Here is a 25614-nt window from a genome sequence, read left to right as displayed (position 1 = left end):
CTTCCTTAGCTGGGCACCGTCGTCCGGCACGACATTGCAACGCGCGCTCACGCCGTGCAGCCGTCGACCAGCACCAGCCGGCTCGTCGTGGTCCGGTGACGGATCGCGAAGAGGCCCTGGATCTCGGGATCACCGAGGAAGTCGGTGGCGGTCTGGCGCGACGGGAATTCCAGGATCACCATCCGCTCGGGCGTCCAGCTGCCTTCGACCGGCGTGGGCACCGCGCCTTGGACGATGTAGCGGCCGCCATGCCTCGCGATGAAGGCGGGGATTCGTTCGATATAGACCTTGAACGCCGCGAAGTCGTGAACGGCGAGATCGAGGACGAGATAGGCTTTCATGGCATGCTCCGCGCAGGGAGCCGCGATCATACGATCAGAACTTGGAATGCAAACACATCCGGCCGCCGGTTCGTAGCCTCATCCACCCGCACGTCATTCCGGGCTCGCGCTGTCCGGCGACGTCGTCGCCGCGCGCGCCCCGGAATGGCGGTGGACAGAGGGGCGGCTCGAAACGCTGCCGCCTACTTGCCCTTCTCGATCTTCGTCACCGTGTAGCCGGAGGCGTCCTCGACCGCCTCGAACTTCACCTTGTCGCCGGCCTTGAGGCCCTTCAGCAGCGCGGCGTCCTTGACGCGGTAGACCATCGTCATGGCCTCGCCCATGCCAAGGCTCTTGGCCGGGCCGTGGTGGAGCGTGATCTTGGCGTTGGCCTCATCGACCTTCTTGACGTCGCCGCTGATCGCCTCGGCGGCGAGGGCAGGGCTCGCGAGAGCGAGAACCAACGCGGCGGCGGTCGTGAGCTGAGAGAACGTCTTCATGATGTGTTTCCTTCTACTGGTGAACTCATAGCGAGGCGTAGGGCGGATGACGCTGCGCTGATCCGCCCTACGCCTTGTCAAGACGGCTTCATCCGTCACTTCACGGCAACGTGGCCGGTCATGCCGAACTCGCGATGATCTGGGATCAGGCAGGAATATTCGAACGTGCCGGGCTTGGTGAACCGCCACAGCAGCTCGGCGGTCTTGTTCGGCGCGAGCCGGGTGCCGTTCGGCTCGTCGTGCTCCATATGCGGGTGCTTCTTCATGACCGCGGCGTGCTTCAGGTTCTCGGCCTTGGTGGCGAGCAGGAACTCGTGATCCTCCTTGCCGGTGTTGCGCAGCACGAAGCGGATCTGCTCGCCGCGCTTGACCTCGATGCGCGCTGGCGTGAACTCCATCTCGCTGAGGAGCACCTCGATGGTGCGTGACGGCTGTTTGGGATCGCCCGGCTCGCCGGCGGAATAGCCGCGCGATCCGTGCTGCTCATGGCCACGGGCCGGTGCGACGATCAGAGCGGCCGCCGCCATTGCGCTGATCGCGAATGCAGTCTTCATGGAGATCTCCTGATGGTGGTCGTCGGTTGATGCGGTGCTTGGTGAATTCAGCGCTGGGTGCGGACCTGCGTCGGTGGGCCGTCGCTTCGCCGCACCGGCTCCGGTGCGCTTGCGACCTCATAGGCCACGCTGCCCTGCGGGAACTGATAAGGGCCGGGATCGCGGTAGTCGTCGCGGGCGAGGCCCTCGCGTACCTTCACGGTCGTGAACATGCCGCCCATCTCGATCGGCCCGAACTGGCCGCTGCCGGTCATCATCGGCAGGGTGTTGTCGGGCGCCGGCATCTCCATGCTGCCCATCGCCATGCCGGTGTTGCCCATCACCATGCCGTCGGGCGCGAGCTTGCCGACGGCGGCGGCCAGCTCCTTGCGCGGCACGCCGACCAGGTTGCGCATGTCGTGGCCCATCGCATTCATCGTGTGATGCGACTTGTGGCAGTGGAACGCCCAGTCGCCGGGATTGTCGGCGGTGAAGTCGAGCACGCGCACCGCGCCGACCGGCACGTCGGTCGTGGTCTCCGGCAATTGCGCCGTTTCGGGAAGCCAGCCGCCATCGGTGCCGATCACCTTGAACTTGTGGCCGTGGAGGTGGATCGGATGGTTGGTCATGGTGAGATTGCCGATGCGGATGCGGACGCGATCGCCGAGCCGCACCGGCAGGGGATCGATGCCGGGAAACACCCGCGCGTTCCAGGTCCACATGTTGAAGTCGGTCATCTCGGTGACCTTCGGCAGGTAGCTGCCGGGCTCGATGCGATAGGTCGACATCACGAACACGAAGTCGCGGTCGACCGGCGGCGGCGGCGGCTGCGGCCCGCGCGGATGCACGACGATCATGCCCATCATGCCCATCGCCATCTGCACCATCTCGTCGGCATGCGGGTGATACATGAAGGTGCCGGCGTGCCTCATCTCGAACTCGTAGACGAAGGTCTTGCCCGGCTTGATGTGCGGCTGCGTCAGGCCGCCGACGCCGTCCATGCCGCAGGGCAGGATGACGCCGTGCCAGTGCACGGTGGTGTATTCCGGCAGCCTGTTGGTGACGAAGATCCTGACCTTGTCGCCCTCGACCGCCTCGATGGTCGGGCCCGGCGACTGGCCGTTATAGCCCCACAGATGCGTGGTCATGCCGGGCGCGAACTCGCGGGTGACCGGCTCGGCGACGAGATGGAATTCCTTCCAGTCGCCGTTCATGCGGAACGGCAGCGACCAGCCGTTGAGCGTGACCACGGGCTGATAGTCCGGCCCGGCGCTGGGATGCAGCGGGGGCTGCATCACCGCCTTGTCCATCACCGGCGCTTCGGGAATGGCGGCGGCCTGGACCCGGCCGGAGACGGCGGAGGCGCCGGCCAGCGCCGCGGAGCCGAGCAGTGTGCGGCGTGAAAACATGCGTGCTCTCCTGTCAGTCGTTGCTTGGCGCGAGCGCGCTCGCGGTCTGCTGTGTGCTGTCCTCGCTGCTCGCGACTCCGCCATTGACCGCAGCCGACAGCTCGGCCTCGGCGAGGAAGAAGTCTCTGACGGCGTCGATCGCGGCGCGGCGTGACGCCAGGCGCTGCCGCGCCTCGAGCAGCAGCGCGAAGATGTCGACCTGCATGCTGGAATAGCGCAGTTGCATCTCCTCGCTGATGATCCGGCGCAGCGGCAGCACCTCGCGGGCGTAGTGGCCGGCGATGTCGAAGGCCGCGCGGTAGCTGCGATAGGCGTCGCGCGCCTCGGAGCGGACGGTGACGGCGCGCTCGGTGAGGCGGTTGAAGGCGATGTTGTAGGTCTCGGCGGCCCGCCGCACGCGGACCTCGCCGCCGTCGAAGATCGGGATCTGGAACTGCACGTCGTAACCGCGTTCGCGGATGACGCGGCCGTCGGGCTCGACGGTCTTGCGATCGAGGCCGGCGAGATCGAGCAGGGTGACGAAGCGCGTCGCCTCGCTGAGCTGCAGCGATGTGCCGAGCGCCGTGAGCTCGAGGCGGGCGATCTGCAGATCGATGCGATGGCCGACGGCATCGGCCTCGACGAACGGCTGGCTCAGCGGGCGGCGCGGCAGCGCCGGCAACCGATCTGGCAGGCGGAAATTCAGATCGTCGCCCCACAGGCCCATCAGCCGGATCAGCCGCTCGCGGGCGCTTCTGGCGGCACGGCGGGCGGTGGCGAGCTCGGCCGTGGTCTCGGCATAGAACACCTGCTCGCGCGCCTGGTCGAGCCGGTTGAGCGCGCCGGTCTCGCCGAGCTTCGAGGCGAGCTTCGCGGTCGCCTCCGCGGCCGATTGCGCCTCGACCAGCAGGGCCACCAGCTCGGTGGCGGCGACGACGCGCACATGCGCGCGGCGCACCTCCGCGGCGAGCCGCAGCGTCGCCAGCGCGGCCTTCAACTGGGCCTGGCGAAACCGCTCGCGCGCGATCTCCGAGCGCAGCGGCAAGGTGGCGAGCGCCAGGATGTCGCCGGCGACCTGGCGCTCGGCCTCCAGCGCGCCGTCGCCGCTGATGCGCATCAGGGAGAAGGTCGGGTTCGGCGGCAGGCTGGCCTCGACCATGTCCGCCTCGCTGAGCGCGAGCGCGTTGTAGGCCGCCTGCAGGCCCTTGTTGTTGAACAGCGCGATCTGCACGGCGGCATCGGCCGACAAGGGCCGGGCGAGCAGGCGGCGCGTCGCAGCGTGGACGCGTTCGGCGTCGTCATTGCCTCTCACGGAGGCGACCTCCTTGCCGGTGGTGTGGCCGGTGATGTCCGCGACGGCGCTCATGCCGCCGTCCGGCGAGAACGAGGCACAGCCTGCGAGCGCAAGTGCTGCGGCGAGCGCCGCGAGCCTGATGATCCCCTGCATGTGGCGCTCCTTAGCGGCTCGGCTCAGGGCGCGGTGCGCCGGGGTCGGTGCGCTGGCCCCAGGCGGCCGGCGCGGCCGGGCGCAGCGGCGTGTAGGGCCCGACGACCCCCGACATGCGCACGGGCGCAACGTTCGCCGCCGGATCGGCCGGATCAGCCTCGGCCAATGCGATCGTGCGCGGCTGGCAGGCGCCGAGGCTCGCCGCGGCAAGCAGCGTCAATGCGCAAGCGGCAACGGAGAATGGCAGGCTGCGCCGCGCCGGAGATGCGGCAGCGGGCGTCGCCATGTATTGCGACAACATGAGGTATCCTTGGTCTGTCGATGAATCGCGAGCAGCCGCGCGCGACACGCGCACGAAGCCGGCGTCGTTCGCTCAGACCAGGACGATGGGGGGCCGATACAGGCGCGGCGGCGTGCGACCGGGCAGGCCTTCGTCGCGCGGGGTCACGCTGGTGGCGGCGAACGAAGCGGGAAGGGTGACCGCCGGCAGCGCGGCAGCGAGGCCCACGGCGCACATCATGGCGCAACAGGGGCCCGGCATCTTGCTGTGATCGTGGTGCGACGGCGCGGGAGCTGGCGCGTGCATCCCAGCGTCTGCAACAGGGTGATCATGATGATGGGCGTGCGCGGTCTCTACCTGCGGCATCGCCGCCAAGATCATCTCGTGATGAGCCGCGTCATGATGAGTGGCCGCAACGGCAACGACGGTCTCGTCGAAGCAGGGCGCCGCCCCATCGCCCAGCGCGAGCGCCACGCCCGGGCTGAGCACGCAGACGAGGTAAGCGAGGACGAGCAGCCGTCCCGCCACCATCAGCATCTTCCGTGTCAGTCCCAACGACATGCGCGCCCAAATCACTCCGATCCGCCGCGCAACCTAATGATAAAGCGCGGCGCCGCCAAGAGGGCCGGACCGTGATCGTGCAGATCCCTCCTGTTGCGCTGCTTCTGCATGCCCAATGCCGCAGCAATGTGGCTTGACCTGATGCGGTGCGGCAATGAAGTTGCGGACATCGTGCACGGACCCAATACAAGATTCGAGGAAGCGCCTCATTTCATTCCGGACTCGCGCCAGGCCTGGGCGCGGCTGGCGCTTGCGCTCGTCATCGGTTCCATCGGCGGCGCCGGGATGTGGACCGTCGTCGTCGTTCTGCCGGTCGTGCAGGCCGAGTTCGCCGCCAGCCGCGGCGCGGTCTCGCTGGCCTATACGCTGACGATGTTCGGCTTCGGCCTCGGCGGCGTCGTCGTCGGCCGCATCACCGACCGCTTCGGCATCGTCACCGCGATGGCCCTCAGCATCACCTGCACCGCGGCCGCCTATCTGCTCGCCGGCGCGTCGGTGACGCTGTGGCAGTTTCAGGCGGTGTATTTCCTGATCGGGATCGGTTCGTCCGTCACCTTCGCGCCGCTGATGGCGGAGGCATCGCACTGGTTCGTGCGCTATCGCGGCCTCGCCGTCACCATCGTCGCCTCGGGCAACTACGTCGCCGGCACGGTGTGGCCGCCGCTGGTGAATTGGGGCGTGCAGCAGATCGGCTGGCGCGCCAGCCATGTCGCGCTCGGTGTCTTCTGCGCGGTGACGATGAGCGCGCTGCTCCTGGTGCTGCGCGCGCGCATGGACGGTGCCGGCGCGCAGGACCATGCCGGCGCGGCGCCGCCGCAACTGGAGCTGCCGATCTCCACCAACGCGCTGACCGTGCTGCTCAGCATCGCCGCGATCGCCTGCTGCGTGGCGATGGCGATGCCGCAGGTGCACATCGTCGCCTATTGCGGCGACCTCGGCTATGGCGTCGCTGTCGGCGCGCAGATGCTGTCCTTGATGATGGCGCTCGGCATCGTCAGCCGGATCGGCTCCGGCTTTCTCGCCGACCGTGTCGGCGGCATGCGGACGTTGCTGATCGGCTCGCTGGCGCAGGGTTTTGCGCTTCTGTTCTATCTGTTCTTCGATGGCTTGACGTCGCTCTATTTGATCTCGGGCATGTTCGGCCTGTTCCAGGGCGGCATCGTGCCGAGCTATGCGATCATCGTGCGTGAGGCGATGCCGGCACGCGAGGCCGCCACCCGGGTCGGCATCATCATCTTCGCCTCGGTGTTCGGCATGTCGTTCGGCGGCTGGGTCTCGGGCGTCATCTTCGACGCCACGGGGTCCTATTCGGCGGCCTTCGCCAACGGCATCGCGTGGAATGGCCTGAACCTCGGCATCGTCGTGACGCTGCTGATCCTGGCACGACGGCAACACCGGCTGGCGGCCTGAAACAAGAGGCGTTGCATCGGAGCCACAGCCGGAGTCCAATATCCGGTTTATATGCACGTCGTCATACAAAATCCCGGCGCCCGCCGCAAATTCATCGAATCACCTCACCCAACTGTGGAACTCGATCGGAGCCGATCGTGGCCATTTGGCCTCGTGCGTGCTCCGCATCGCGAGGTTGGTTGTCGCGAGGTCTCAGCCGAGGCCGCGGTCGCCCGTCGCATGCCTGACGCAGGCAGGCCTCGAGGTGAATGCTCCGGACCGGTCGAGAACGCTGCGGCGGCATCGCGATGGTGCAGGAGGCCGTTGCGCTATGTCCATCGTCACGAAGGCAGCTTCGCAAGTCGTGCTCGCCGCGCTCGCAGCCGGACTCATGCTGAGCCAGGCATCGGCGCAGGCGTGGCCGCAGCTGCAACAACAACCGCCGCAGCCGCCGCGCCCGGCAGCGACCCGCTCCATCATCGTGCCTGTCGCCCCGGCCGCCCGGCCGAACGGCGCGCCCGTGATCCCCGCGCCGCCACGTCCCGCCGGCCTGCCGGCGTCGCTGTCGCCCGCGCCCGGCAGCGGGCCGGACGTATGGCGGCTGCCCAACCCGACCGACGTCAACGACGGCACCGTCACCATCATCACCGCGCCGGCCGGCGGCGCCACCTCCGTGTTCGGCTCGGACATGGCGCGCGTGCTCGATGATCAGACCAACGTCCGCGTGCTGCCGGTGCTCGGCAAGGGACCGGTGCGCAACGTCTCCGACATTCTGTTCCTGAAGAGCATCGACATGGGCGCGGTCGCAGCCGACGTGCCCGAATTCTACCGCCTGCAATACGGCATCCCCGACATCACCTCGCAGCTCCGCTACATCGCGCGGCTCTATCACAACGAGATCCATGTCATCGCGCGCTCCTCGATCCGCTCGATCTTCGACCTCAACGGCAAGCGCATCATCGCGCCGACCGATGTCGGCTTCTATTCCGCGCGCGTGATCTTCAACCGGCTCGGCCTGACGGCGTCGTTCGACTACGCGACCGATGATGCCAGATCGATCCAGAAGCTGATCGATGGCGACGCCGACGCCTACATCGTCTCCACCGGAAAGGTGTTCCAGCTCGCCCGCAGCATCAGGAACGACAACCGCGCGCTGCACCTCGTGACGATCCCCTACGACCGCCGGCTGCAGGACCTCTATCTGCCGACGACATTGTCCTCGGAGGAATATCCGAACCTGCTCAACCCCGGCGAGACGATCGAGACGGTGGCGATCGGCATGCTGCTCGTCAGCTACAATTGGCCGGAGAATACCGAGCGCTACCGAAAGGTGGCGCGCTTCGTCGAGGCGTTCTTCGCCAACTACGACGAGTTCATGAAGCCGCCGCGGCATCCGAAATGGCGGGAGTCGAGCATCGTCGCCGCCATCCCGAACTGGAAGCGGTTCAAGGCGGCGGACGAGTGGCTGCTGGCGCGCAACATGGTGCCGCGGCCGCAGGTCGCCGACGTGCGCCAGACCCAGTTCGAGAGCTTCGTGCGCCAGAGCGGGGGACAGCTGTCCAACGATCCGGCTGAGCGCAGCTCCCTGTTCCGCCAGTTCCTGCAATGGCGCCAGCAGCATGGCGGGCCGCCGACGCCGTCGCGCTGAGCTGTCAGCTCGCGGTTGTCTACTTCGCGAGCTCTTTCGAGCGCGCCGTGGCCGCGGCGACCGCCCTGGTCAGCAGCGGCTGGAAGCCGTCGGCTCCCATCAGCACCGACAGCGCGGCGGCGGTGGTGCCGCCCGGCGAGGTGACGTTCTGGCGCAGCGTGGCGGACGGCAGGTCCGATTGGCGCAGCAATTCGCCGGCGCCCGACACGGTGTGGCGCGCGAGCTTCGTCGCCAGCGCCTCGGGCAGGCCCGCGGCGACGCCGGCGCGGGCGAGTTCCTCGGCGAGCAGGAACACATAGGCAGGACCCGAGCCGGACACCGCGGTCACCGCGTCCATCAGCGCCTCGTCGTCGACCCATTCCACCGCGCCGGTGGCGCGCAGCAGCGCGTCGGTCAGCGCCCGTTGCGCGGCGCTGACGTTGGCGGCGGGCACCGCCACGGTGATGCCGCGGCCGATCGCGGCGGGCGTGTTCGGCATCGCGCGCACGACCGCGCCGCCGATCGTTTGCTGCAGGCCGGCGATCGTCGTCCCCGCCATGATCGACAGCACCAGCGTCGCGTCGCCGACCCACGGCTTCAAGGCGGGGCCGGCGTCGGGGAACATCTGCGGCTTGACGGCGACGATGACGACCTCGGCCGGCGCAGCCGCCGTCGGATTGAGGCGGACGCCCCTGGCCACCTGCGCCGTGATCTCCGCCGATGGCATCGGCTCGATCACCACCAGGCGCGCAGGATCGAGCCCGCCGGCCAGCCACCCGGTCAGCATCGCGCCGCCCATCTTGCCGGCGCCGGCCAGCACGATGGTGCCGGTGAGCTGATGAAGCAGGTTGTTGTCCGCTGATGTCACGACGCACTCCGCTGTCGTCCCTGCGAAAGCAGGGACCCATAACCACCGGCGGTTCTAGTGGAGCAGGGGCAGAGCGACAAGCGTCGCGCGCCAGACGGACATCACGCGGTATGGGTCCCTGCGTGCGCAGGGACGACACCGCGTGTGAGGAAGCGGCGGCGGCTTACGCCTCGCCGTCGGTATCGAACAGCGCGGCCGCCATGGCCTCTTGGGTCGACTTGCCGGCCCAGACCACGAACTGGAAGGCCGGGAAATAGCGCTCGCAGGCGTGGATGGCGCCGGCCAGCATGCTCTCGCATTGCAGTCCCGACGCGGTGATCCCGCCGGGCAGCACCAGGGCCTGGCGGTGCATCACCATGCCGGTGTGGGTCCAGATGTCGAAATGGCCGAGCCAGAGCTGCTCGTTGATCGCGGCGATCAGCCGCTGCACCTCGGCGCGGCGCGCTTCCGGAATCTTCATGTCGAAGGCGCAGGCCAGATGCAGGGCCTCGATCTCCGCCATCCAGGTGAAAGAGAGCTGATAGTCGGTCCACTGGCCCTTGGAGGCAATCGTGATCTCGTCCTCGCCGGAGCGCTCGAACATCCAGTTGTTGTCGGCCGCAATGGTCTCGACCACGCTCAGCGGGTGGTCGGTGGAATCGATAGTGCTTTCGAGCAGGGACATGCCGTCTCGACCTCGTCTTCTTGATCTCGTTGGTACATACGCGGCGACCCGGCCCACGCCCTCTCGGCGCTTCGAGACCCGGCTTGCAGTCCCAGAGGTACCCCGGGCGTGCGAGGACAAACTGATGTGATTTGCGGAATCTGCGCAACGGGGGGGCGAGTCCGTCCACAGCCAAACACCGCTTCGTCCACAACTCCTGTCCGGCCTGTGGAATCATGGCCGAATGAGAACAAAACGGAATCGGATTCGCCGCAACCGCCCCGTCCGAGCCGATTTGGCCGCGGGAACGGCCGCGAGCGGTTGCATGGCCGCCCGTCGTGGACCGCGGGCGTGAGGCCTTGCCGCAGCCGCCGACCGCCTGCATAGTTCGTTCAGGCCGTCCATCCGGGCGGCCGATGTTCTCAGGGCGGGGCGAAATTCCCCACCGGCGGTAAGCGTTTCTCGGTCGAGCGCGCGAGCCCGCGAGCGCCTTCTCGGCAAGGCACGGTCTGGAGAATTCTGTTCTCCGGAACGCGTCGCGCAGAGAAGGGTCAGCAGATTCGGTGCGACTCCGAAGCCGACGGTCACAGTCCGGATGAAAGAGAACGGGTCCCGGCACCCCGCGCAATCCAGCGTGGGGGCGTCGTTGTTCCGTGTGCCCTGATTCTGGTCTCTGACGAGGACAACCATGAATCAGATGTTGCAAGACGCGCCTACTGATACGCCCACCGACACCATCACCGCAGGAACGTCGCCGCCGGCGGATACGCCGGTCGCGTCACCGCCCGACGAGTCGCCACCGGCGCCGTCGCATCCGCGCTTCAGCAAGCCGCAGCGCGTCGCCTTCGTGCAATCGGCCTGGCATCGCGACGTCGTCGCCGAATGCCGTCTGGCCTTCCTCGACGAGATCGAGGCGCGCCACATCCCGCGCGATCGGGTCGACATCTTCGAGGTGCCAGGCTCGTTCGAGATCCCGCTGCATGCGCAGCTCCTGGCCAAGACGCGGCGCTACACCGCCATCGTCGCGGCCGGCCTCGTTGTCGACGGCGGCATCTACCGCCACGAGTTCGTCGCCGACACCGTGATCAAGGCGCTGATGGACGTGCAATTGCGCACCGAGGTGCCGGTGTTCTCCGCGGTGCTGACGCCGCAGCAATTCCACGAGACGCAGGCGCATTTCGAGTTCTTCCGCAAGCATTTTGCTACCAAGGGCATCGAGGTGGCGACCGCCTGCGCCGAGACGCTGCTGAGCCTGGAGCGGCTGCGGGGGCAGGTGGCCGCGGGGATCATCTGAGGCGGTGATGTCGTGTGGCTGGCTTCAGGCTAGCCACACACCCGCTATCGAAACGCCGGGATCGAGATCTCACGGCAACGGCAGTGAACTCCCCTCCCCCTTGCGGGGAGGGGTTGGGGGTGGGGGTCTCCGGGCGCCGAACTTCGTCTTGTGCATCTTCTGCTTTACCGAACAAGACGAATGCGATGGCGTGTGTCATCGCCGTCATCCTCTCGAATGCGAGTGATCATCATCGAGAGCACGACTCGTGGACCCCCCCCACCCCCGACCCCTCCCCGCGAGGGGGAGGGGGGCTTACCGTCTCGCGGCTCGAGCTCGAATTCAGCCTCTTGCTCCGCGCCGATCAGTCATCGTGTCGTCTGCCCCACCCCAGCGACACCACGCCCCCTCACGCTCCCCGCCTTGTGTTGTCAATTTCCTCGCCACCCCTGTAAAATCCCTCCTGGGAGGAGGCTTGCCCGTGGCGACGGGCGGCCGACAAGGATGATCGAAGGATACGATCCTTATCTCGTCGCGCTCTCGGTCGTGATCGCGAGCCTGGGTGGCTATACCGGTTTCAGTCTCACCGCGCGCATCCGCAGCGGTCCGGGAGAGAATGCGCGCGTGCTGCTGTCCGGCGCCGCCGGCATTCTGGCCGTGGGCATCTGGACCATGCACTTCGTGGGCATGATGGCGGCGCCACTGCCGGCCGATGCCGTCTATCTGGTGCTGCCGACCATCATCTCGTTCCTGATCTGCGCGCTCGTGATCGGCATCTCGCTGTTCTTCGTCAGCATCGGCGATCCCTCCCCCCGGCGCGTCGTCCCTTCCGCGCTGCTGCTCGGCGCCGGCATCGCCAGCATGCATTATGTCGGCATGCACGGCCTGTCCGGCTCATTCGGGCTGACGCATGATCCGGCGCTGGTGGCGCTGTCGGTGGCGATTGCGATCGTCGCCGCCTATGGCGGCCTGCGCATCTTCCTGGCGCGGCAGGACGGGCTACGGCTCGCCATCAGCGCGGTTGCGTTCGGCATCGCCGTGTCCGGCATGCATTACACGGCGATGCTGGGAATGCATGTCGTGCCGATGGGCGAGGGACATCATCACGCCGCAACAGGACTTGCTGCGTCGCCGCAAGCGCTCGCGATCGTCGTCGCCGTGCTGTGCTTCGTCATCGTCGCCGGATTTTTGCTGTCGCTGGTGCCGGACCCGCGCCGTCAATCGCAGCCGATGCCGGCCGTTGCCGAGGCTGCGCCGCAATTGGCACCGGAGCCGGCCGCGACGGCGGCCGAGCCGGTCGTCGAGGTCGCCGTTCCGAGCCGGGCGACGGCGGCGCCGCTGGGGGGCATCGGCCAGCCGCCGCGCGCGACCGCGGCGCGGCTGCCACTGGAGGGCGCCAACGGCACCCATTTCATCGATGCCGGGGACGTGCGCAGCGTGCGCGCCGATGCGCACTACACGCGGATCCACGACGGCACCCGGGAGCGGATGTGCCCATGGTCGATCTCCGAGGCTGAGGCGCAGCTCGATCCCGGCCGCTTCATCCGCGTGCACCGCAGCCACATCGTCGCGATCGAGCATGTGATCTACGTCGGTCGGGAAGGCGAGGGCGCGATCATCGAGCTCGATGGCCCCTCGAAGCCGCGCGTGCCGGTGAGCCGCGCCAAGGTCGCCGAGGTCAAGGCGCGGCTCGGGCTGCGGCGGCCGGCCTGAGTTCAGCGTTCGTTTCGCTGCCGCAACAGAGCGCCGCCATTCTCCCCAACGCATGCAACACCGCGCGCGCGTCTTGCGCGGCCGCTCACGCCGTCACTCGCGCGATTGGGTCGCCCTCGCTGACGCAATTCGTGCACGACCAGCCGCATTTCGTGCGATTTCGCCGCTCTCCGTGCCGGCTTCGTTGCGCGGCCAGCGATCCCGATCGACGCTCCGCGCCAATCCGCGATGCGTCCGCGTTCGCACTTCGCTCTCGCAGCACGAACGCCCGCCGCAACAACGCGACGGCCTTGCCGATAGAGCAGGCCAGCACAGGAGAGGAAACGTCATGATTCCTGGCCCGTTCGACTATCACCGGCCGGCGAGCGTCAGCGATGCGATCAAGCTGCTCGCCGACCTCGGCGATGACGCGCGACCGCTCGCCGGCGGCCACAGCCTGCTGCCGATGATGAAGCTGCGGCTGGCGACCCCGGCGCATCTGATCGATCTGCACGGCATCGCCGGGCTCAAGGGCATCCGCCGCGATGGCGACCGCATCGTCATCGGCGCGATGACCACGCAGGCCGAGCTGCTGGCGTCTGCCGACATTGGTGAGGCGCTGCCGATCCTGCACGAGACCGCGCTCTTGATCGCCGATCCGCAGGTGCGCTACCGCGGCACGCTCGGCGGCAATGTTGCCAATGGCGACCCCGGCAACGACATGCCGGCCTTGATGCTGGCGCTGGACGCCTCCTATCGGCTCGAAGGGCTGAACGGCGTTCGCGAGATCGCGGCGCGCGAGTTCTACCAGGGCGCTTATTTCACCGCGCTCGAGCCCGGCGAGATCCTGACTGGCATCAGCATCCCGCTTCCGGCTGCGGGGCACGGCTACGCCTACGAGAAGCTGAAGCGCAAGGTCGGCGACTATGCGACGGCCGCAGCCGCCGTGGTGCTGACGATGGCGGGCGGCAAGGTGGCGACGTGCGTGATCGCACTGACCAATCTGCATGAGACGCCGTTGCTGGCGACCGACGCGGCGACTGCAGTGATCGGCACCACGCTCGATGATGCCGCGCTGAAGGCGGCGGCGAGCGCCGCGCGTGCGATCATGCAGCCGGCCTCCGACGCGCGGGGACCTGCCGAGTACCGCACGCATGTCGGCGGCATCATGGTGATGCGCGCGCTGCAGCGCGCTGCGAGGCGGGCGAAGTAACAGAGTTGGTCGACGCTATTGCCACGCAGGCGGTCATCGCCTCGCGGCACGATCTCTCTTCTCCCTCCCCCCTTGTGGGGGAGGGGCGGGGGAGGGGGGTAGCCCCAAGCGACACTGCCGCTGTGGACCCCCACCCCCGACCCCTCCCCGCAAGGGGGAGGGGAGCGCACTGACACTGCGGCTCAAGTGGTGCCCAAGCTTTGCGATTTCCCAGGGAGCAACGAATGCCCAAAACCCATATCACGATGAAGGTGAACGGCAGCGAGGTCGAGGGCCTCGCCGAGCCACGCACGCTGCTGGTTCATTTCCTGCGCGAGCAGGCGCAGCTCACCGGCACCCATATCGGCTGCGAGACCAGCCATTGCGGTGCCTGCACCATCGACATCGACGGCATGAGCGTGAAGAGCTGCACCATGCTCGCGGTGCAGGCCAACGGCTCCGAGATCACCACGATCGAAGGCATGGCCAACGCCGACGGATCGCTGTCGGCGCTGCAGGAAGGCTTTCGCATGATGCATGGCCTGCAATGCGGCTTCTGCACGCCGGGCATGATTCTCCGCGCGCACCGGCTGCTGCAGGAGAATCCCTCACCGACCGAGGCCGAGATCCGCGCCGGCATCTCCGGCAACATCTGCCGCTGCACCGGCTATCAGAACATCGTCAAGGCGATCCAATACGCCGCCGCCAAGATCAACGGCGTTGAATTCCAGGAGGCCGCGGAATGAACGACCTGACTCCCACGCGGGAACAACGCGAAGCCGCACTCGAAGGCATGGGCTGCCGGCGCAAGCGCGTCGAGGACGTCCGCTTTACCCAAGGCAAGGGCAACTACGTCGATGACGTCAAGCTGCCGGGCATGCTGCACGGCGACTTCGTGCGCTCGCCGCATGCCCATGCGCGGGTGAAGGCGATCCACACCGAGGAGGCGCTGAAGGTGCCCGGCGTGCTCGCGGTCATCACCGCTGAGACCCTGAAGACCGTCAACCTCGCCTGGATGCCGACCTTGGCCGGCGACGTGCAGATGGTGCTCGCCGACGGCAAGGTGCTGTTCCAGAACCAGGAGGTCGCCTTTGTCGTCGCCACCGACCGCTACGCCGCCGATGACGGCGTCAACAAGGTCGTGGTCGAGTACGAGCCGCTGCCGGTGCTGGTCGATCCGTTCAAGGCGATGGATTCGGATGCGCCCGTGCTGCGCGAGGACCTCGTCGGCAAGACCTCGGGCGCGCACGGCCCGCGCAAGCACCACAACCACATCTTCGAGTGGAGCGTCGGCGACAAGGAGCTCACCGACGCCGCGTTCAAGAAGGCCGACGTCACGATCAAGGAGATGATCTCCTATCACCGCACCCATCCATCGCCGCTGGAGACCTGCCAGTGCGTCTGCTCGTTCGACAAGATCAAGGGCGAGCTGACGATCTGGGGCACCTTCCAGGCGCCGCATGTCATCCGCACGGTGGTATCGCTGATCGCAAAACTGCCGGAACAGAAGATCCACGTCATCGCGCCGGATATCGGCGGCGGCTTCGGCAACAAGGTCGGCGCCTATCCTGGCTACATCTGCGCCGCGGTGGCCTCCATCGTCACCGGCAAGCCGGTCAAATGGGTCGAGGACCGCATCGAGAATCTGACCGCAACCGCCTTTGCGCGCGACTATCACATGACAACGGAAATCGCTGCGACGAAGGACGGCAAGGTCACCGGCCTGCGCGTCCACGTGCTGGCCGACCATGGCGGCTTCGATGCCTGCGCCGATCCGTCGAAATGGCCGGCCGGCTTCTTCAACATCGTCACCGGCTCCTATGATTTCCCGGTCGCGCATTGCGTCGTCGACGGCGTCTACACCAACAAGGCGCCGGGCGGCGTCGCCTATCGCTGCTCGTTCCGCGTCACCGAGGCGGCCTATTGCATCGAGCGCGCGATGGACATTCTGGCGCAGAAACTCGGCATGGATCCGGCCGAGCTACGCCTGAAGAACTTCGTCAGGCCGGAGCAGTTTCCTTACCACTCGGCGCTGGGCTGGGAATATGACTCCGGCGACTACCACACCGCCATGCGCAAGATGATGGAGGCCGTGGACTACGTGGCCTTGCGCAAGGAGCAGGCCGAGAAGCGCGCCGCCTTCCAGCGCGGCGAGACCCGCGAGATCATGGGCATCGGCGTTTCCTTCTTCACCGAGATCGTCGGCGCCGGACCGTCGAAGAACTGCGACATTCTCGGCATCGCGATGTTCGATTCCTGCGAGATCCGGCTGCATCCGACCGGCGCCGGCATCGCGCGGATGGGCACCAAGAGCCAGGGCCAGGGGCACGAGACCACCTGGGCCCAGATCATCGCCAGCGAGATCGGCATTCCCGCCGACAACATCATGGTCGAGGAGGGCAACACCGACACGGCGCCCTATGGCCTCGGCACCTACGGCTCGCGCTCGACGCCCGTCGCAGGGGCAGCCATCGCCATGGCCGCGCGCAAGATCAAGGCCAAGGCGCAGATGATCGCGGCCTACAAGCTCGAGGTCCATGAGGACGATCTCGAATGGGACATCGACGGCTTCCGGGTCAAGGGCCTGCCCGAGAAGGTGATGTCGATGAAGGACATCTGCTGGGCGGCCTACAACTCCGTACCGCCCGGCATGGAGCCGGGGCTGGAGGCGGTGAGCTACTACGATCCACCCAACATGACCTATCCGTTCGGCGCCTATCTCTGCGTAATGGACATCGACGTCGACACCGGCGTGTACAAGGTCCGGCGCTTCTATGCGCTCGATGACTGCGGCACCCGCATCAATCCGATGATCATCGAGGGCCAGATTCATGGCGGCCTCACCGAAGCCTTCGCGATCGCGATGGGCCAGGAGATCCGCTACGATTCCGAAGGCAATGTCGTGACCGGCTCGTTCATGGACTTCTTCATGCCGACCGCGGTCGAGACGCCGCATTGGGAGACCGACTTCACGGTGACGCCCTCGCCGCATCACCCGATCGGCGCCAAGGGCGTCGGCGAAAGCCCCAATGTCGGCGGCGTGCCGGCGTTCTCCAACGCGGTCAATGACGCGTTCTCGTTCTTAGGCTCGACGCACATCCAGATGCCGCATGATTATTGGCGCAACTGGCAGGCGGCGAAGAACCTGGGTGTATTGGGGTCGTAATATTGAAGGCGTTGGCGTTCGCCGCGCGCGCGCGTTCCCTCCCCCCTTGTGGGGGAGGGCTAGGGAGGGGGGTACCCCACGGGCAGTGTGCGTGGAGACCCCCACCCCCAACCCCTCCCCACAAGGGGGAAGGGAGTTCACCTCCGATGACGCAGCAGTCGAACTTGACATGAAGACCCGCGACCACATAGCCCAATCCCTCGCAGCCTGCGGCTACATCGCCGATGGCGAGCTTGCGACTGCGATCGCGCTGATGCATCTGCTCAAGCGGCCGCTGCTGCTGGAAGGCGAGGCCGGGGTCGGCAAGACCGAGGTCGCCAAGGCCCTCGCCTGCGTGCACGGCACCGAGCTGATCCGGCTGCAATGCTATGAGGGTCTTGACCAGAGCTCCGCGCTGTACGAGTGGAACTACCAGCGCCAGCTGCTCGCGATCGAGGCGCATCGCGGCCAGCCGGAGACCATCGAGGACCAGATCTTCTCCGAGAAGTATCTGCTGGAGCGGCCACTGCTTGCGGCGATCCGCCGCGCCACGCCGCCGGTGCTGCTGATCGACGAGATCGACCGCGCCGACGACGAATTCGAGGCGTTCCTGCTGGAGCTCCTGTCGGACTTCCAGATATCGATTCCCGAGCTCGGCACCATCAAAGCCATCAGCATCCCGCACGTGGTGCTGACCTCGAACGGCACCCGCGAGCTGTCGGACGCGCTGCGCCGGCGGTGTCTGTATCACTATGTCGACTATCCCGATGTCGATCGCGAGGCCCGCATCATCCTGGCGCGGATCGATGGCGCGTCGGCGTCGCTTGCGCTGCAGATCGCGCGCCTGGTCGAGGGCCTGCGAAAAGAAGAGCTGCGCAAGGTGCCGGGTGTGGCCGAGACGCTGGACTGGGCAGCCGCGCTGGTCGGGCTCGATGTGCGCGACCTCGAGGACCAGCCGGAGGTCGTGCATGACACCTTGATGTGTCTGCTCAAGACGCATGAGGACCGCTCCCGCATCACCCGCGAGGTCGCCGCGCGATTGTTGGGGAAGGTCGCATGAGCTGCTGTGGCGCCACGCCTGATCATGAGGACATGGACGCGGTGGCGCGGCTGGTCGCGGGACGCCTCAGCGCATTTCTCAAGACGCTGCGCGACAACGGCTTTGCGGTCGGCCTGTCGGAGGGGCAGGATGCGGCGGCCGTGATGACGGCGGGCTATGCCGACAGGCCCAGCCTGTTGCGCTCGGCCTTCAAGCACCTGTTTTCGGCGCGCAAGAGCGAGTGGGATCGCTTCGACGGCCTGTTCGACGCGTTCTGGCTCGGCAAGCGCGTGCGCTCGCGCGTTCTGACGGCAGGGTCGCCGCAATCGGCGAACAGCCCGTCCCTGAAGAGTCTGCAGGATGCGAATGCTGCTCGGCAGGGGCATCGCGGCCCGACCGATCAGATTCCATCTGACGAAACCCCGCGCGAGGCGGGCGGCGAGAGCGTCCGCGAAGGTGCCTCGCGCGTGGAGTCCATCGGCGATACCGACTTCCGCAAGCTCGCAGATCCCGACCAGGTCGCGCTGGCGCATGAGGCGGCGGTGCGTCTCGCCAAGGCGATGCAGACGCGCCTGACCCGCCGCGATCAGCTCCGGCGCAAGGGCGAGCGGCTCGACCTGCGCCGCACCATCCACCGCAACATCAGCCATGGCGGCGTGCCGATCGCGCTGGTGCATCGCCGCCGCAAGCCCAAGCCGCTGCGGCTGGTGGTGCTGCTCGACGCCTCCGGCTCGATGAGCCCCTATACGTCGGTGTTTGTTCGCTTCATCCACGGCGTGCTCGACGCCTTCCGCGAGGCCGAAGCGTTCCTGTTTCACACCCGGCTGGCTCACGTCTCCGATGCGATGAAGGAGAGGGATGCCGCGCGGGCGCTGGATCGGCTGTCGATGATGGCGCAGGGCGCCGGCGGCGGCACCAGGATCGGCGAAAGCCTAGCGACCTTCAACCGCTGGCACGCGCCGCGCGTCATCCATTCGCGCACCTGCGTGATGATCGTCTCCGACGGCTACGACACCGGTGATCCAGCCTTGCTCGGCCGCGAGATGGCGCAACTGCGACGCCGTTGCCGTCGTATCGTCTGGCTCAATCCGATGCTCGGCTGGCACGGCTACGCGCCGGAAGCCCGCGGCATCAAGGCGGCGCTGCCGCATGTCGATCTCTACGCGCCCGCGCATACGTTGAGCTCGCTCGCGGCGCTGGAGCCTTATTTGGCGAGGTTGTGAGGATGCGATGCGCGGCATTGTTGTGAGCTCAAGGCGCGCTGTCGCAGCATCGGTGGTGCGCTCCCTCCCCCCTTGTGGGGGAGGGCTGGGGAGGGGGGTACCCCGACATCGGTGCAAGACGCCCCCCTCCCTAGCCCTCCCCCACAAGGGGGGAGGGAACATACCTTCTCTGTCGAAGCAGTGTGCTTCCGACAGTCCGCATAGGAGGCAGTCATGACCGCTGCTCCCGAACTGCTCGATCTCGCCGCCCAATTGAAAGCTGCCGACGAAAGCTTCGTGCTCGCCACCGTTGTGCGCACGGTGTCGGTGACCGCGGCAAAGGCCGGTGCCAAGGCGATCATCCGACCGGATGGCGCCATCGTCGCGGGCTGGATCGGCGGCGGCTGCGCCCGCGGCGCGGTGCTCAAGGCGGCGCGCGAGGCGCTCGCCGACGGCATTCCGCGCATGGTGTCGGTGCAGCCGGACGACCTGCTCGCCGAGCTCGGCGTCAAGCCGGGTGAGATGAAAGAGGGCGTGCGCTTCGCTTCCAACATGTGCCCGAGCAAGGGCACGATGGACATCTTCGTCGAGCCGGTGCTGCCGTATCCCTCGCTGGTGATCTTAGGCGCGAGCCCGGTGGCGCTGTCGCTCGCCGCGCAGGCGCGGCCGCTCGGCTATCACGTGACGCTGGCGGCGCCGGCGCCCGATCTCGTCACGACACCAGAGGCCGATGTGCTGATCGATGGCTTCGCGCGGGATCAACCGGCCGGGAGCAGCCGCTTCGTCGTGGTGTCGACGCAAGGCAAGGGCGACGAGGCGGCCTTGCGCGCCGCACTCGCCTGCGATGCGGCCTACCACGCCTTCGTCGGCAGCCGCCGCAAGATGGACAGCCTGCGCGACAAGCTGATCAAGGACGGCATCGACGCCGCGCTGCTCGACAAGGTCAAGGCACCGGCGGGCCTCGATCTCGGCGCCATCACGCCGGAGGAGATCGCGATGTCGATTCTGGCCGAGATCACGCAGGTGCGGCGGCGCGGCCAGCGCGGCTGAGATCGAATAGACGGGTCACCCGCCAGAACCCTGCATCCGTCGATGGAGATTGGATGCCGGCCAATCCTTTTCGGGTTTGCTTGCGAAGAAGAGCTTAATCACCTTCGCCTCGTCCGCGCTAATCTTTCCAGACGAAACGCTCTGCTCAAGATGCTCTTCGGCCCTGTCTTGTTTATCCCGATCGGTCATCTAGGGCCTCTCGCTCGTTTCTTGGAGAACAACAACCAGCTTGTCTTGTTCCTCACCAGCGGACAGGAACTCTTTGTCGATCACAAGGAACGTGCATCCGGTGGGAAGGAGAGCTTCCTCTTCGTGGAAGTTGGGCGAAAGCCACCAGATTGACCTCGCACTTAACGCCCGAATGATGAACAAAACGTTTCCACCGAAAGCGCCAGTCTCGGAAAAGGACGCGCTGGTGAATGCAGGAAAATGCACCGGCCGATCGAGCGGGTATTGTTCACTGAACGCATTCAGATCCGGGGCGCTATAACCACGGTACACGGTTCCAGGCTTGCCCCTGATTGGAATAATCTTGCTCAGGCCCCTGTTCAAAACAGCAGCAAACGCCAGTACGTCCGGGGCCGGATTGCCCGACCAAAGCTGCTCATTGATGTAGCTGTGCCAGCCGTTAGCTGTCGAATAGACATAAAATGCCAGGGCTTCGGTATTCGTGATTTTTTCGTGAAATAGGGAGTCAAGTTGCGCGGCTGTGCAGATTTTGCGCAAACATCTCACCGCCTCGTCGTTCCCGATCAGCCGGCAAAGCAAATTGAAAAATTCATGTCCATCCATGTTGCTGGCGATTGGTTACGACAATGAACGCAAGTTAAGAAATCTCCTGTAGTAGAGTCGGATATGTAGCACATCCGTTGATGTATATGAAGCGTTCAGGAGAAGTGTGTTCGCCGCCCGCTCAGTGTTTGAGCGGCAGATCAAACGTCACCTTCAATCCGTCCGGCGCGAAGTCGCGCGTGACCTCGCCCTTCAGCGCGGCGCCGAGAATGCGCTCGAACAGCAGCGAACCGAAGCCGTTGCGTGCGGGCGGGGAGACATCCGGCCCGCCGTTCTCCTGCCAGAACAGCTTGAGCCGTCCGTCGGCATGGGTCCAGCCCAGCGTCACCCGCCCCGCATCGTTCGACAGCGCGCCGTATTTCACCGCGTTGGTGACGAGCTCGTGCAGGCCCATCGACAGATACAGCGCGATGCCCGGCGCGAGCTGCAGGGCGGGGCCGTCGACGGCGATCCGGTCGGACTGCAACGGCGCCAGCTCGGCGCACACCAGCTCATTGAGCGCGATCGCCTCGCGGCCGCGATCCAGCGCCAGCGCGTGGCTGCGCGTCAGCGCCGCGATGCGTCCGCGCAGCACCTCGCCGAACTCGGCCAGCGCCGAATCGGCGCGGATGCTCAGCGCGATGACGCTGTCGACCAGCGCCAGCGTGTTCTTGACACGGTGATTGAGCTCATGGACGAGCACGCGATGGTGCTGCTCGACCGTGCGCCGCCGCGCATTCTCGGTGCGCAGTGCGATCTCGTCCATCACGATCTCGCTGAGCTCGGTGAGCTGGGCGATGTCGTCGTCGCTCCACGGCCGCGGCTCGTGATCGATGGCGCAGAGCGCGCCGATCACCTCGCCGCTCGGCAGCCGCAGGGGAACGCCGAGATAGGCGACTACGCCGAGAACCGGCACCGCGAGATTGTCCTTCACCAACGGATGCTCGTTGGCGTCGCTGATCACCAGCGGCTGCGCCGAGGTCACGACGTGCTGGCAGAAGGAGTGGCTGAGCGGCGTCTCGCGCAGCGACGCCCATGGCTCGCACAGGCCGACCGAGCTCTTGAAGAACTGCCGGTCGCGATCGACCAGCGCGATGATCGCCGCTGGGGCCTGCAACAGCCGCGTGGTCAGGCGCGTGACGCGGTCGAAGCCCGGCTCCGGCGGCGAGTCGAGCAGCTCGGTCTGCAACAGGGAAGTCAATCGGTCTGGCGCGGAGGCGTCGCGATCGGACGTCATGCAGCTTTCGTCGGTCGGGCGTTCAGCCGGTGACAGGTTGCAAGACGGACCGGACGGAGCGCAAATCCGGAGCCGGTCGATCGTGCGGCGCAGTGGTGTTCGGCTGGAACGAAGCCGGCGCAGAGACGAGATGAAGCCATCAACGCGGCCATCGCCGCGCTTCAGGGGCGGGGCGAATCCCGGTTCCACGCAGGTAACCAAGTGGTAGACTATGGCCTGACCAAGGCAAGTTCGGCATTCCGCCGCAGGTTCTCTTTGGTATGCATTATACCCGTCAGCCCCCCTTGACCGCACCCGCCGTCAGGCCGGCCACGATCTGCCGCTGTGCGAACACGGTCAGCAGCAGCACCGGCAGGGTCACGATCAGCGCCGCCGCCGCGAGCGGCCCCCACGAGAGCTGATCGAACGAGATCATGTTGTAGACCGCGACCGGCAAGGTGCGGGTCTCGCGTCCGGCCAGCACGATGCCGAACACGAAATTATTCCAGGAGAAGATCACCGCGAGGATGAAGGCGACCGCCAGGCCGGGCTTCGCCACCGGCAATGCCACGTGGCGGAAAACCTGCCAGCGCGTTGCGCCGTCGATGCGCGCGGCTTCCTCGAGCTCGATGGGCGTCGTCTCGAAATAGCCGATCATGATCCAGATCACGATCGGCACGGTGACGACGAGATGGATGATGATCTGCGGCCACAGCGTGCCGAGCAGGCCGAGCCACTGAAACAAGAGGAACAGCGGGATGAGGTACGACAGGCCGGGCGTGATGCGCGCGATCAGGATCACGATCGCCGATTTATGCGCGGCCATCCGTGCGATGCCGTAGCCGGCGGGCACGCCGACCAGCATGGCGAGAAAAGTCGCGCCGCCGGTCACCAGCAGGCTGTTCTTGAAATAGGTGAAGAAGCGGTTGGACGACAGCACGTCGGCATAGTTCTTCCAGGCGAAATGCTCCGGCCAGAACACCGGCGGATACGCGGCGTTGTCGACCTCGAACTTCACCGACAGCGAGATCATCCAGAGGAAGAACAGGATCGCCGGGGAGACGATGAGGAAGACGCCGAGCGCGAGGCCGAGCCGGCCGAGGATGGTCTGCGCGCTCATGCGTCGCTCCCCAGCGCATTCCACTGTGCGCGCCGGCGCAGCACCAGCAAGAGCGCAGTCAGCGCGATGATCAGCGCGAAGAACACCACCGCGATCGCCGAGGCATAGCCGAGGTCGTAATAGACGAAGGCGACGCTGTAGAGATAGAGGTTGATGGTCTCCGACGCCGAGCCCGGCCCGCCCTGGGTGATCGCGAAGATGATGTCGAAGCTCTTGATCGCGTCGATGGCGCGGATCATCGCGGCGATGAACAGGAACGGCATGATCAGCGGCAAGGTGATGTAGCGGAACATCTGCCAAGTCGAGGCGCCGTCGATCTGCGCGCTCTCATACGGTTCGGTCGGCAGCGAGGCGATGCCGCCGAGCACGATCAGCATGACCAGCGGCGTCCACTGCCAGGTCTCGACCAGCACCAGCGAGGGGATCACCGTGCCCGGATGAAACACCCAGAGCTGTGGCGGCAGGCCCACCAGCGACAGAAGATAGTTCAGGATGCCGAGCTGCGGGTGGAACATCATGGTCCACACCAGCGCGATCGCGACGGGCGTCGCCATCATCGGCATGATGAAGAGGGCGCGCAGCAGCCCGCGCCCGGGAAAGCGGGCGTGGAAGACGACCGCGGCGAAGGTGCCGAGCACCAGCGGCAGCAGCACCGACAGCGCAGTGTAGGACAGCGTGTGTCCGACCGACTCGACAAAGCGCGGATCGGCCGGCAGCCGCAGGTAGTTCGACAGCCCGACGAAGGTCGTGGGTGAGCCGACCTTCCACTCCTGGAAGCTCATCCAGATCGTGAACAGCCAGGGAAAGATGATCACCGCGAGCACGGTGACCAGCGCCGGCACCACGAACGGCCAGTACGACGGCGGCCGCAACGCACGTTCCGGCGCAGCAGCGTCCGCTGCCGCGCCGGCCTGTTCGACGATCGTGCTCACGCTTTCTCGCTGCGCTCCAGGATCGGGCGGAACTGCTCGTGCGCCTTCTTCAGCTCGGTCGCGGGATCGGCGCCCGACAGGGTGGCGGTCAACGCAGCGCCGACGAGGTCGCGGAATTCGGCGACCGGGATGATCACGGGCAGGCCGAGCTTAGAGATCTTGCCGGAGTCGATCGCCGACTGCAGCCACTCCTTCGGCATCTTCACGCCGCCCTGGACTCCGGGATCGTTGAGCACCGAGTTGCGGAACGGCACGCCGCCGCCGGCTTGCACCAGGCGGGCGCCTTGCGGCTTCGACACAAGCCACTGGCACAGCAGCCAGGCGGCTTCCTTGTTCTTGCTCGCAGCCGCAATGCCGATGCCGTCGCCATAGGTCGCCGAGTACTGTCCCTTCGGTCCGGCGGGCACCACGGTGTAGCCGACCTTGCCGACCACGCGCGAGGCATTGGCGTCCTCCAGCGGCGGCGCCCAGCCGACGCCGTCGATCCACATCGCCGAGCGGCCTTGCGTGAACGAGGCCATCGACTCCATCCAGTTGAAGCCGGCCACGCCGGGCGGCGCGCAGGTGGTCAGCAGCTTCTGATACAGCTTGGTGGCCTCGATCGCTTCGGGGCCGTCGGTCAGGATGTTGCCCTTGGCGTCGAGGAACTCGCCGCCATAGTTGAGGAAGAAGTTCGTCCACAGCGTCATGTTGGCGTTGCGCAGGCCGCGGCCGACGAAGCCGAACGTGCCGTCCTTGGCATCGGTCAGCTTCTGCGCCGCCGTGACCATCTCGTCGAGCGTCTTCGGCACTTCGACGCCCTTCTTCGCGAACAGCTCCTTGTTGTAGTAGAGGATGAAGTAGTCCACCGACCACGGCAGCGAGAACATCCGGCCCTTGTCGTTGCTGGCGTAAGTCAGGCCGGCGGCGGAGAAATCGCTCTGCACGAGGTCCGGCGCCGTGAGGTTCGGATCCTTCATGAAGTCGGTGATGTCGGCGAGCCAGCCGGCCTTCTCGAACTGCCGCTTCTGCACGTGATAGCTGAGATGGACGACGTCGAAGCTCGGCTTGCCCGACGACAGCTCGATCACGACCTTCTGCCGCTGCTGCTGCTCCGGGATCTGCTCGGATTCCACCTCGATGCCGGTCAGCGCGGTGAATTCCTTGATGTTCTTCTGCAGATTGTCGCCGCGCGGCCCCTTGGCGAGGATCACCTCGAGCTTGGTACCGGCATATTTCTTCCACTGCGGCTCAGACCAGGCCGGCTGGCCGGTGAGCGCCAGCGCGCCTGCTGCTGCCGTGCCCGCAAGCATGTTGCGACGCGTGATCGCGGTCATTGGTATCCTCCCGGAAGACTTCTTGTTTGGTCGTGAAGTGTAGCGCGATCCAGCGGCGCTGCAACAGCATGGTGCCCGTTCGACTGGGGATGCGACGACCGCGCGTGGTG

General features: G+C 66.6%; 25 protein-coding genes and 1 riboswitch. Of the genes, 10 read left to right on the top strand and 15 right to left on the bottom strand.

The features are described from left to right. Positions 1-47 precede the first annotated feature (47 nt). From QX124_RS09000 to QX124_RS08970, 7 genes are all read right to left on the bottom strand, one after another. Positions 48-341: a DUF1330 domain-containing protein gene (locus QX124_RS09000; protein ID WP_315796950.1), complete on the bottom strand. Its 294-nt coding sequence runs from the start codon at positions 339-341 to the stop codon at positions 48-50. A gap of 182 nt (positions 342-523) precedes the next feature. Beyond that, positions 524-820 carry a copper-binding protein gene (locus QX124_RS08995; protein WP_315796949.1) on the bottom strand — a complete coding sequence of 99 codons (297 nt, stop codon included), beginning with the start codon at positions 818-820 and terminating at the stop codon, positions 524-526. A 95-nt stretch (positions 821-915) separates the two neighbouring features. After that, a complete protein-coding gene (locus QX124_RS08990; protein ID WP_315796948.1) occupies positions 916-1374 on the bottom strand; it encodes a cupredoxin family protein in 459 nt (152 codons plus the stop codon). Positions 1375-1421: 47 nt separating this feature from the next. Beyond that, complete coding sequence (locus tag QX124_RS08985; RefSeq protein ID WP_315796947.1) at positions 1422-2762, bottom strand: copper oxidase; 1341 nt, start codon at positions 2760-2762, stop codon at positions 1422-1424. A 13-nt stretch (positions 2763-2775) separates the two neighbouring features. Further along, positions 2776-4188: a TolC family protein gene (locus QX124_RS08980; protein WP_315796946.1), complete on the bottom strand. Its 1413-nt coding sequence runs from the start codon at positions 4186-4188 to the stop codon at positions 2776-2778. A 10-nt stretch (positions 4189-4198) separates the two neighbouring features. Further along, positions 4199-4489, bottom strand: a complete 291-nt coding sequence (locus QX124_RS08975) for a hypothetical protein (protein ID WP_315796945.1) — start codon at positions 4487-4489, stop codon at positions 4199-4201. A 72-nt stretch (positions 4490-4561) separates the two neighbouring features. Next, on the bottom strand, positions 4562-5005 hold the full coding sequence (locus QX124_RS08970; RefSeq protein ID WP_315796944.1) for a hypothetical protein: 444 nt from the start codon (positions 5003-5005) through the stop codon (positions 4562-4564). 195 nt (positions 5006-5200) lie between these two features. Here QX124_RS08970 and QX124_RS08965 point away from each other — a divergent pair, with 195 nt between their 5' ends. Beyond that, complete coding sequence (locus QX124_RS08965; protein ID WP_315796943.1) at positions 5201-6439, top strand: MFS transporter; 1239 nt, start codon at positions 5201-5203, stop codon at positions 6437-6439. Positions 6440-6749: 310 nt separating this feature from the next. Next, positions 6750-8066: a TAXI family TRAP transporter solute-binding subunit gene (locus QX124_RS08960; RefSeq protein WP_315771833.1), complete on the top strand. Its 1317-nt coding sequence runs from the start codon at positions 6750-6752 to the stop codon at positions 8064-8066. A 19-nt stretch (positions 8067-8085) separates the two neighbouring features. Here the strand turns inward: QX124_RS08960 and proC are convergent, their stop codons facing one another. Next, entirely contained in the window at positions 8086-8913 is an 828-nt protein-coding gene (gene proC / locus QX124_RS08955; protein ID WP_315796942.1) for a pyrroline-5-carboxylate reductase, read from the bottom strand. Between the two features lie 163 nt (positions 8914-9076). After that, positions 9077-9577, bottom strand: coding sequence for a YbjN domain-containing protein (locus tag QX124_RS08950; RefSeq protein ID WP_315771836.1), 501 nt, complete (start codon positions 9575-9577; stop codon positions 9077-9079). Positions 9578-9970: 393 nt separating this feature from the next. Continuing rightward, positions 9971-10167, top strand: a riboswitch (FMN riboswitch). 77 nt (positions 10168-10244) lie between these two features. Here QX124_RS08950 and QX124_RS08945 point away from each other — a divergent pair. The 8 genes from QX124_RS08945 to QX124_RS08910 all read left to right on the top strand — a co-directional run bounded on the left by QX124_RS08945 (position 10245) and on the right by QX124_RS08910 (position 20149). Beyond that, positions 10245-10850, top strand: a complete 606-nt coding sequence (locus QX124_RS08945) for a 6,7-dimethyl-8-ribityllumazine synthase (RefSeq protein ID WP_315771838.1) — start codon at positions 10245-10247, stop codon at positions 10848-10850. A 483-nt stretch (positions 10851-11333) separates the two neighbouring features. After that, positions 11334-12542 (top strand): MHYT domain-containing protein, encoded by a 1209-nt coding sequence (locus tag QX124_RS08940; protein WP_315771839.1) that lies wholly within the window; start codon positions 11334-11336, stop codon positions 12540-12542. A 328-nt stretch (positions 12543-12870) separates the two neighbouring features. Then, positions 12871-13734 (top strand): xanthine dehydrogenase family protein subunit M, encoded by an 864-nt coding sequence (locus QX124_RS08935; RefSeq protein ID WP_315796941.1) that lies wholly within the window; start codon positions 12871-12873, stop codon positions 13732-13734. 224 nt (positions 13735-13958) lie between these two features. Beyond that, positions 13959-14459, top strand: coding sequence for a (2Fe-2S)-binding protein (locus tag QX124_RS08930; RefSeq protein ID WP_315796940.1), 501 nt, complete (start codon positions 13959-13961; stop codon positions 14457-14459). Further along, complete coding sequence (locus tag QX124_RS08925; RefSeq protein WP_315796939.1) at positions 14456-16879, top strand: aerobic carbon-monoxide dehydrogenase large subunit; 2424 nt, start codon at positions 14456-14458, stop codon at positions 16877-16879. The genes QX124_RS08930 and QX124_RS08925 overlap by 4 nt, the downstream gene beginning before the upstream one ends. 169 nt (positions 16880-17048) lie before the next feature. Next, entirely contained in the window at positions 17049-17918 is an 870-nt protein-coding gene (locus QX124_RS08920; RefSeq protein WP_315796938.1) for a MoxR family ATPase, read from the top strand. Further along, the gene (locus tag QX124_RS08915) at positions 17915-19120 is read left to right on the top strand and encodes a VWA domain-containing protein (protein WP_315796937.1); all 1206 of its coding nucleotides are present in this window, start codon (positions 17915-17917) and stop codon (positions 19118-19120) included. Before QX124_RS08920 ends, QX124_RS08915 begins: the two co-directional genes overlap by 4 nt. A 213-nt stretch (positions 19121-19333) precedes the next feature. Further along, complete coding sequence (locus QX124_RS08910) at positions 19334-20149, top strand: XdhC/CoxI family protein (protein WP_315796936.1); 816 nt, start codon at positions 19334-19336, stop codon at positions 20147-20149. Between the two features lie 15 nt (positions 20150-20164). On the opposite strand, the gene QX124_RS08905 is transcribed toward QX124_RS08910, so the two are convergent. The 6 genes from QX124_RS08905 to QX124_RS08880 form a co-directional block, all read right to left on the bottom strand. Further along, the gene (locus tag QX124_RS08905) at positions 20165-20338 is read right to left on the bottom strand and encodes a hypothetical protein (protein WP_315796935.1); all 174 of its coding nucleotides are present in this window, start codon (positions 20336-20338) and stop codon (positions 20165-20167) included. Continuing rightward, entirely contained in the window at positions 20339-20941 is a 603-nt protein-coding gene (locus QX124_RS08900) for an ADP-ribosyltransferase domain-containing protein (protein ID WP_315796934.1), read from the bottom strand. Positions 20942-21062: 121 nt separating this feature from the next. Further along, positions 21063-22157, bottom strand: coding sequence for an HWE histidine kinase domain-containing protein (locus QX124_RS08895; RefSeq protein WP_315796933.1), 1095 nt, complete (start codon positions 22155-22157; stop codon positions 21063-21065). A gap of 274 nt (positions 22158-22431) precedes the next feature. After that, a complete protein-coding gene (locus tag QX124_RS08890) occupies positions 22432-23256 on the bottom strand; it encodes a carbohydrate ABC transporter permease (protein WP_315733991.1) in 825 nt (274 codons plus the stop codon). After that, positions 23253-24188 carry a sugar ABC transporter permease gene (locus QX124_RS08885; protein ID WP_315757369.1) on the bottom strand — a complete coding sequence of 312 codons (936 nt, stop codon included), beginning with the start codon at positions 24186-24188 and terminating at the stop codon, positions 23253-23255. Before QX124_RS08885 ends, QX124_RS08890 begins: the two co-directional genes overlap by 4 nt. Then, positions 24185-25504 (bottom strand): sugar ABC transporter substrate-binding protein, encoded by a 1320-nt coding sequence (locus QX124_RS08880; RefSeq protein WP_315733987.1) that lies wholly within the window; start codon positions 25502-25504, stop codon positions 24185-24187. The genes QX124_RS08885 and QX124_RS08880 overlap by 4 nt, the downstream gene beginning before the upstream one ends. Positions 25505-25614: the final 110 nt, after the last annotated feature.

Source organism: Bradyrhizobium sp. SZCCHNRI3043, from assembly GCF_032377735.1.
Taxonomy (GTDB): Bacteria; Pseudomonadota; Alphaproteobacteria; order Rhizobiales; family Xanthobacteraceae; genus Bradyrhizobium.
This window is presented reverse-complemented; position numbering and strand designations above follow the sequence as displayed.

Coding starts and splice junctions, on each gene's coding strand:
- QX124_RS09000 (WP_315796950.1), bottom strand. CDS start 341: ATGAAAGCCTATCTCGTCCTCGATCTCGCCGTTCACGACTTCGCGGCG.
- QX124_RS08995 (WP_315796949.1), bottom strand. CDS start 820: ATGAAGACGTTCTCTCAGCTCACGACCGCCGCCGCGTTGGTTCTCGCT.
- QX124_RS08990 (WP_315796948.1), bottom strand. CDS start 1,374: ATGAAGACTGCATTCGCGATCAGCGCAATGGCGGCGGCCGCTCTGATC.
- QX124_RS08985 (WP_315796947.1), bottom strand. CDS start 2,762: ATGTTTTCACGCCGCACACTGCTCGGCTCCGCGGCGCTGGCCGGCGCC.
- QX124_RS08980 (WP_315796946.1), bottom strand. CDS start 4,188: ATGCAGGGGATCATCAGGCTCGCGGCGCTCGCCGCAGCACTTGCGCTC.
- QX124_RS08975 (WP_315796945.1), bottom strand. CDS start 4,489: ATGTTGTCGCAATACATGGCGACGCCCGCTGCCGCATCTCCGGCGCGG.
- QX124_RS08970 (WP_315796944.1), bottom strand. CDS start 5,005: ATGCTGATGGTGGCGGGACGGCTGCTCGTCCTCGCTTACCTCGTCTGC.
- QX124_RS08960 (WP_315771833.1), top strand. CDS start 6,750: ATGTCCATCGTCACGAAGGCAGCTTCGCAAGTCGTGCTCGCCGCGCTC.
- QX124_RS08950 (WP_315771836.1), bottom strand. CDS start 9,577: ATGTCCCTGCTCGAAAGCACTATCGATTCCACCGACCACCCGCTGAGC.
- QX124_RS08945 (WP_315771838.1), top strand. CDS start 10,245: ATGAATCAGATGTTGCAAGACGCGCCTACTGATACGCCCACCGACACC.
- QX124_RS08940 (WP_315771839.1), top strand. CDS start 11,334: ATGATCGAAGGATACGATCCTTATCTCGTCGCGCTCTCGGTCGTGATC.
- QX124_RS08935 (WP_315796941.1), top strand. CDS start 12,871: ATGATTCCTGGCCCGTTCGACTATCACCGGCCGGCGAGCGTCAGCGAT.
- QX124_RS08930 (WP_315796940.1), top strand. CDS start 13,959: ATGCCCAAAACCCATATCACGATGAAGGTGAACGGCAGCGAGGTCGAG.
- QX124_RS08925 (WP_315796939.1), top strand. CDS start 14,456: ATGAACGACCTGACTCCCACGCGGGAACAACGCGAAGCCGCACTCGAA.
- QX124_RS08920 (WP_315796938.1), top strand. CDS start 17,049: ATGAAGACCCGCGACCACATAGCCCAATCCCTCGCAGCCTGCGGCTAC.
- QX124_RS08915 (WP_315796937.1), top strand. CDS start 17,915: ATGAGCTGCTGTGGCGCCACGCCTGATCATGAGGACATGGACGCGGTG.
- QX124_RS08910 (WP_315796936.1), top strand. CDS start 19,334: ATGACCGCTGCTCCCGAACTGCTCGATCTCGCCGCCCAATTGAAAGCT.
- QX124_RS08905 (WP_315796935.1), bottom strand. CDS start 20,338: ATGACCGATCGGGATAAACAAGACAGGGCCGAAGAGCATCTTGAGCAG.
- QX124_RS08900 (WP_315796934.1), bottom strand. CDS start 20,941: ATGGATGGACATGAATTTTTCAATTTGCTTTGCCGGCTGATCGGGAAC.
- QX124_RS08895 (WP_315796933.1), bottom strand. CDS start 22,157: ATGACGTCCGATCGCGACGCCTCCGCGCCAGACCGATTGACTTCCCTG.
- QX124_RS08890 (WP_315733991.1), bottom strand. CDS start 23,256: ATGAGCGCGCAGACCATCCTCGGCCGGCTCGGCCTCGCGCTCGGCGTC.
- QX124_RS08880 (WP_315733987.1), bottom strand. CDS start 25,504: ATGACCGCGATCACGCGTCGCAACATGCTTGCGGGCACGGCAGCAGCA.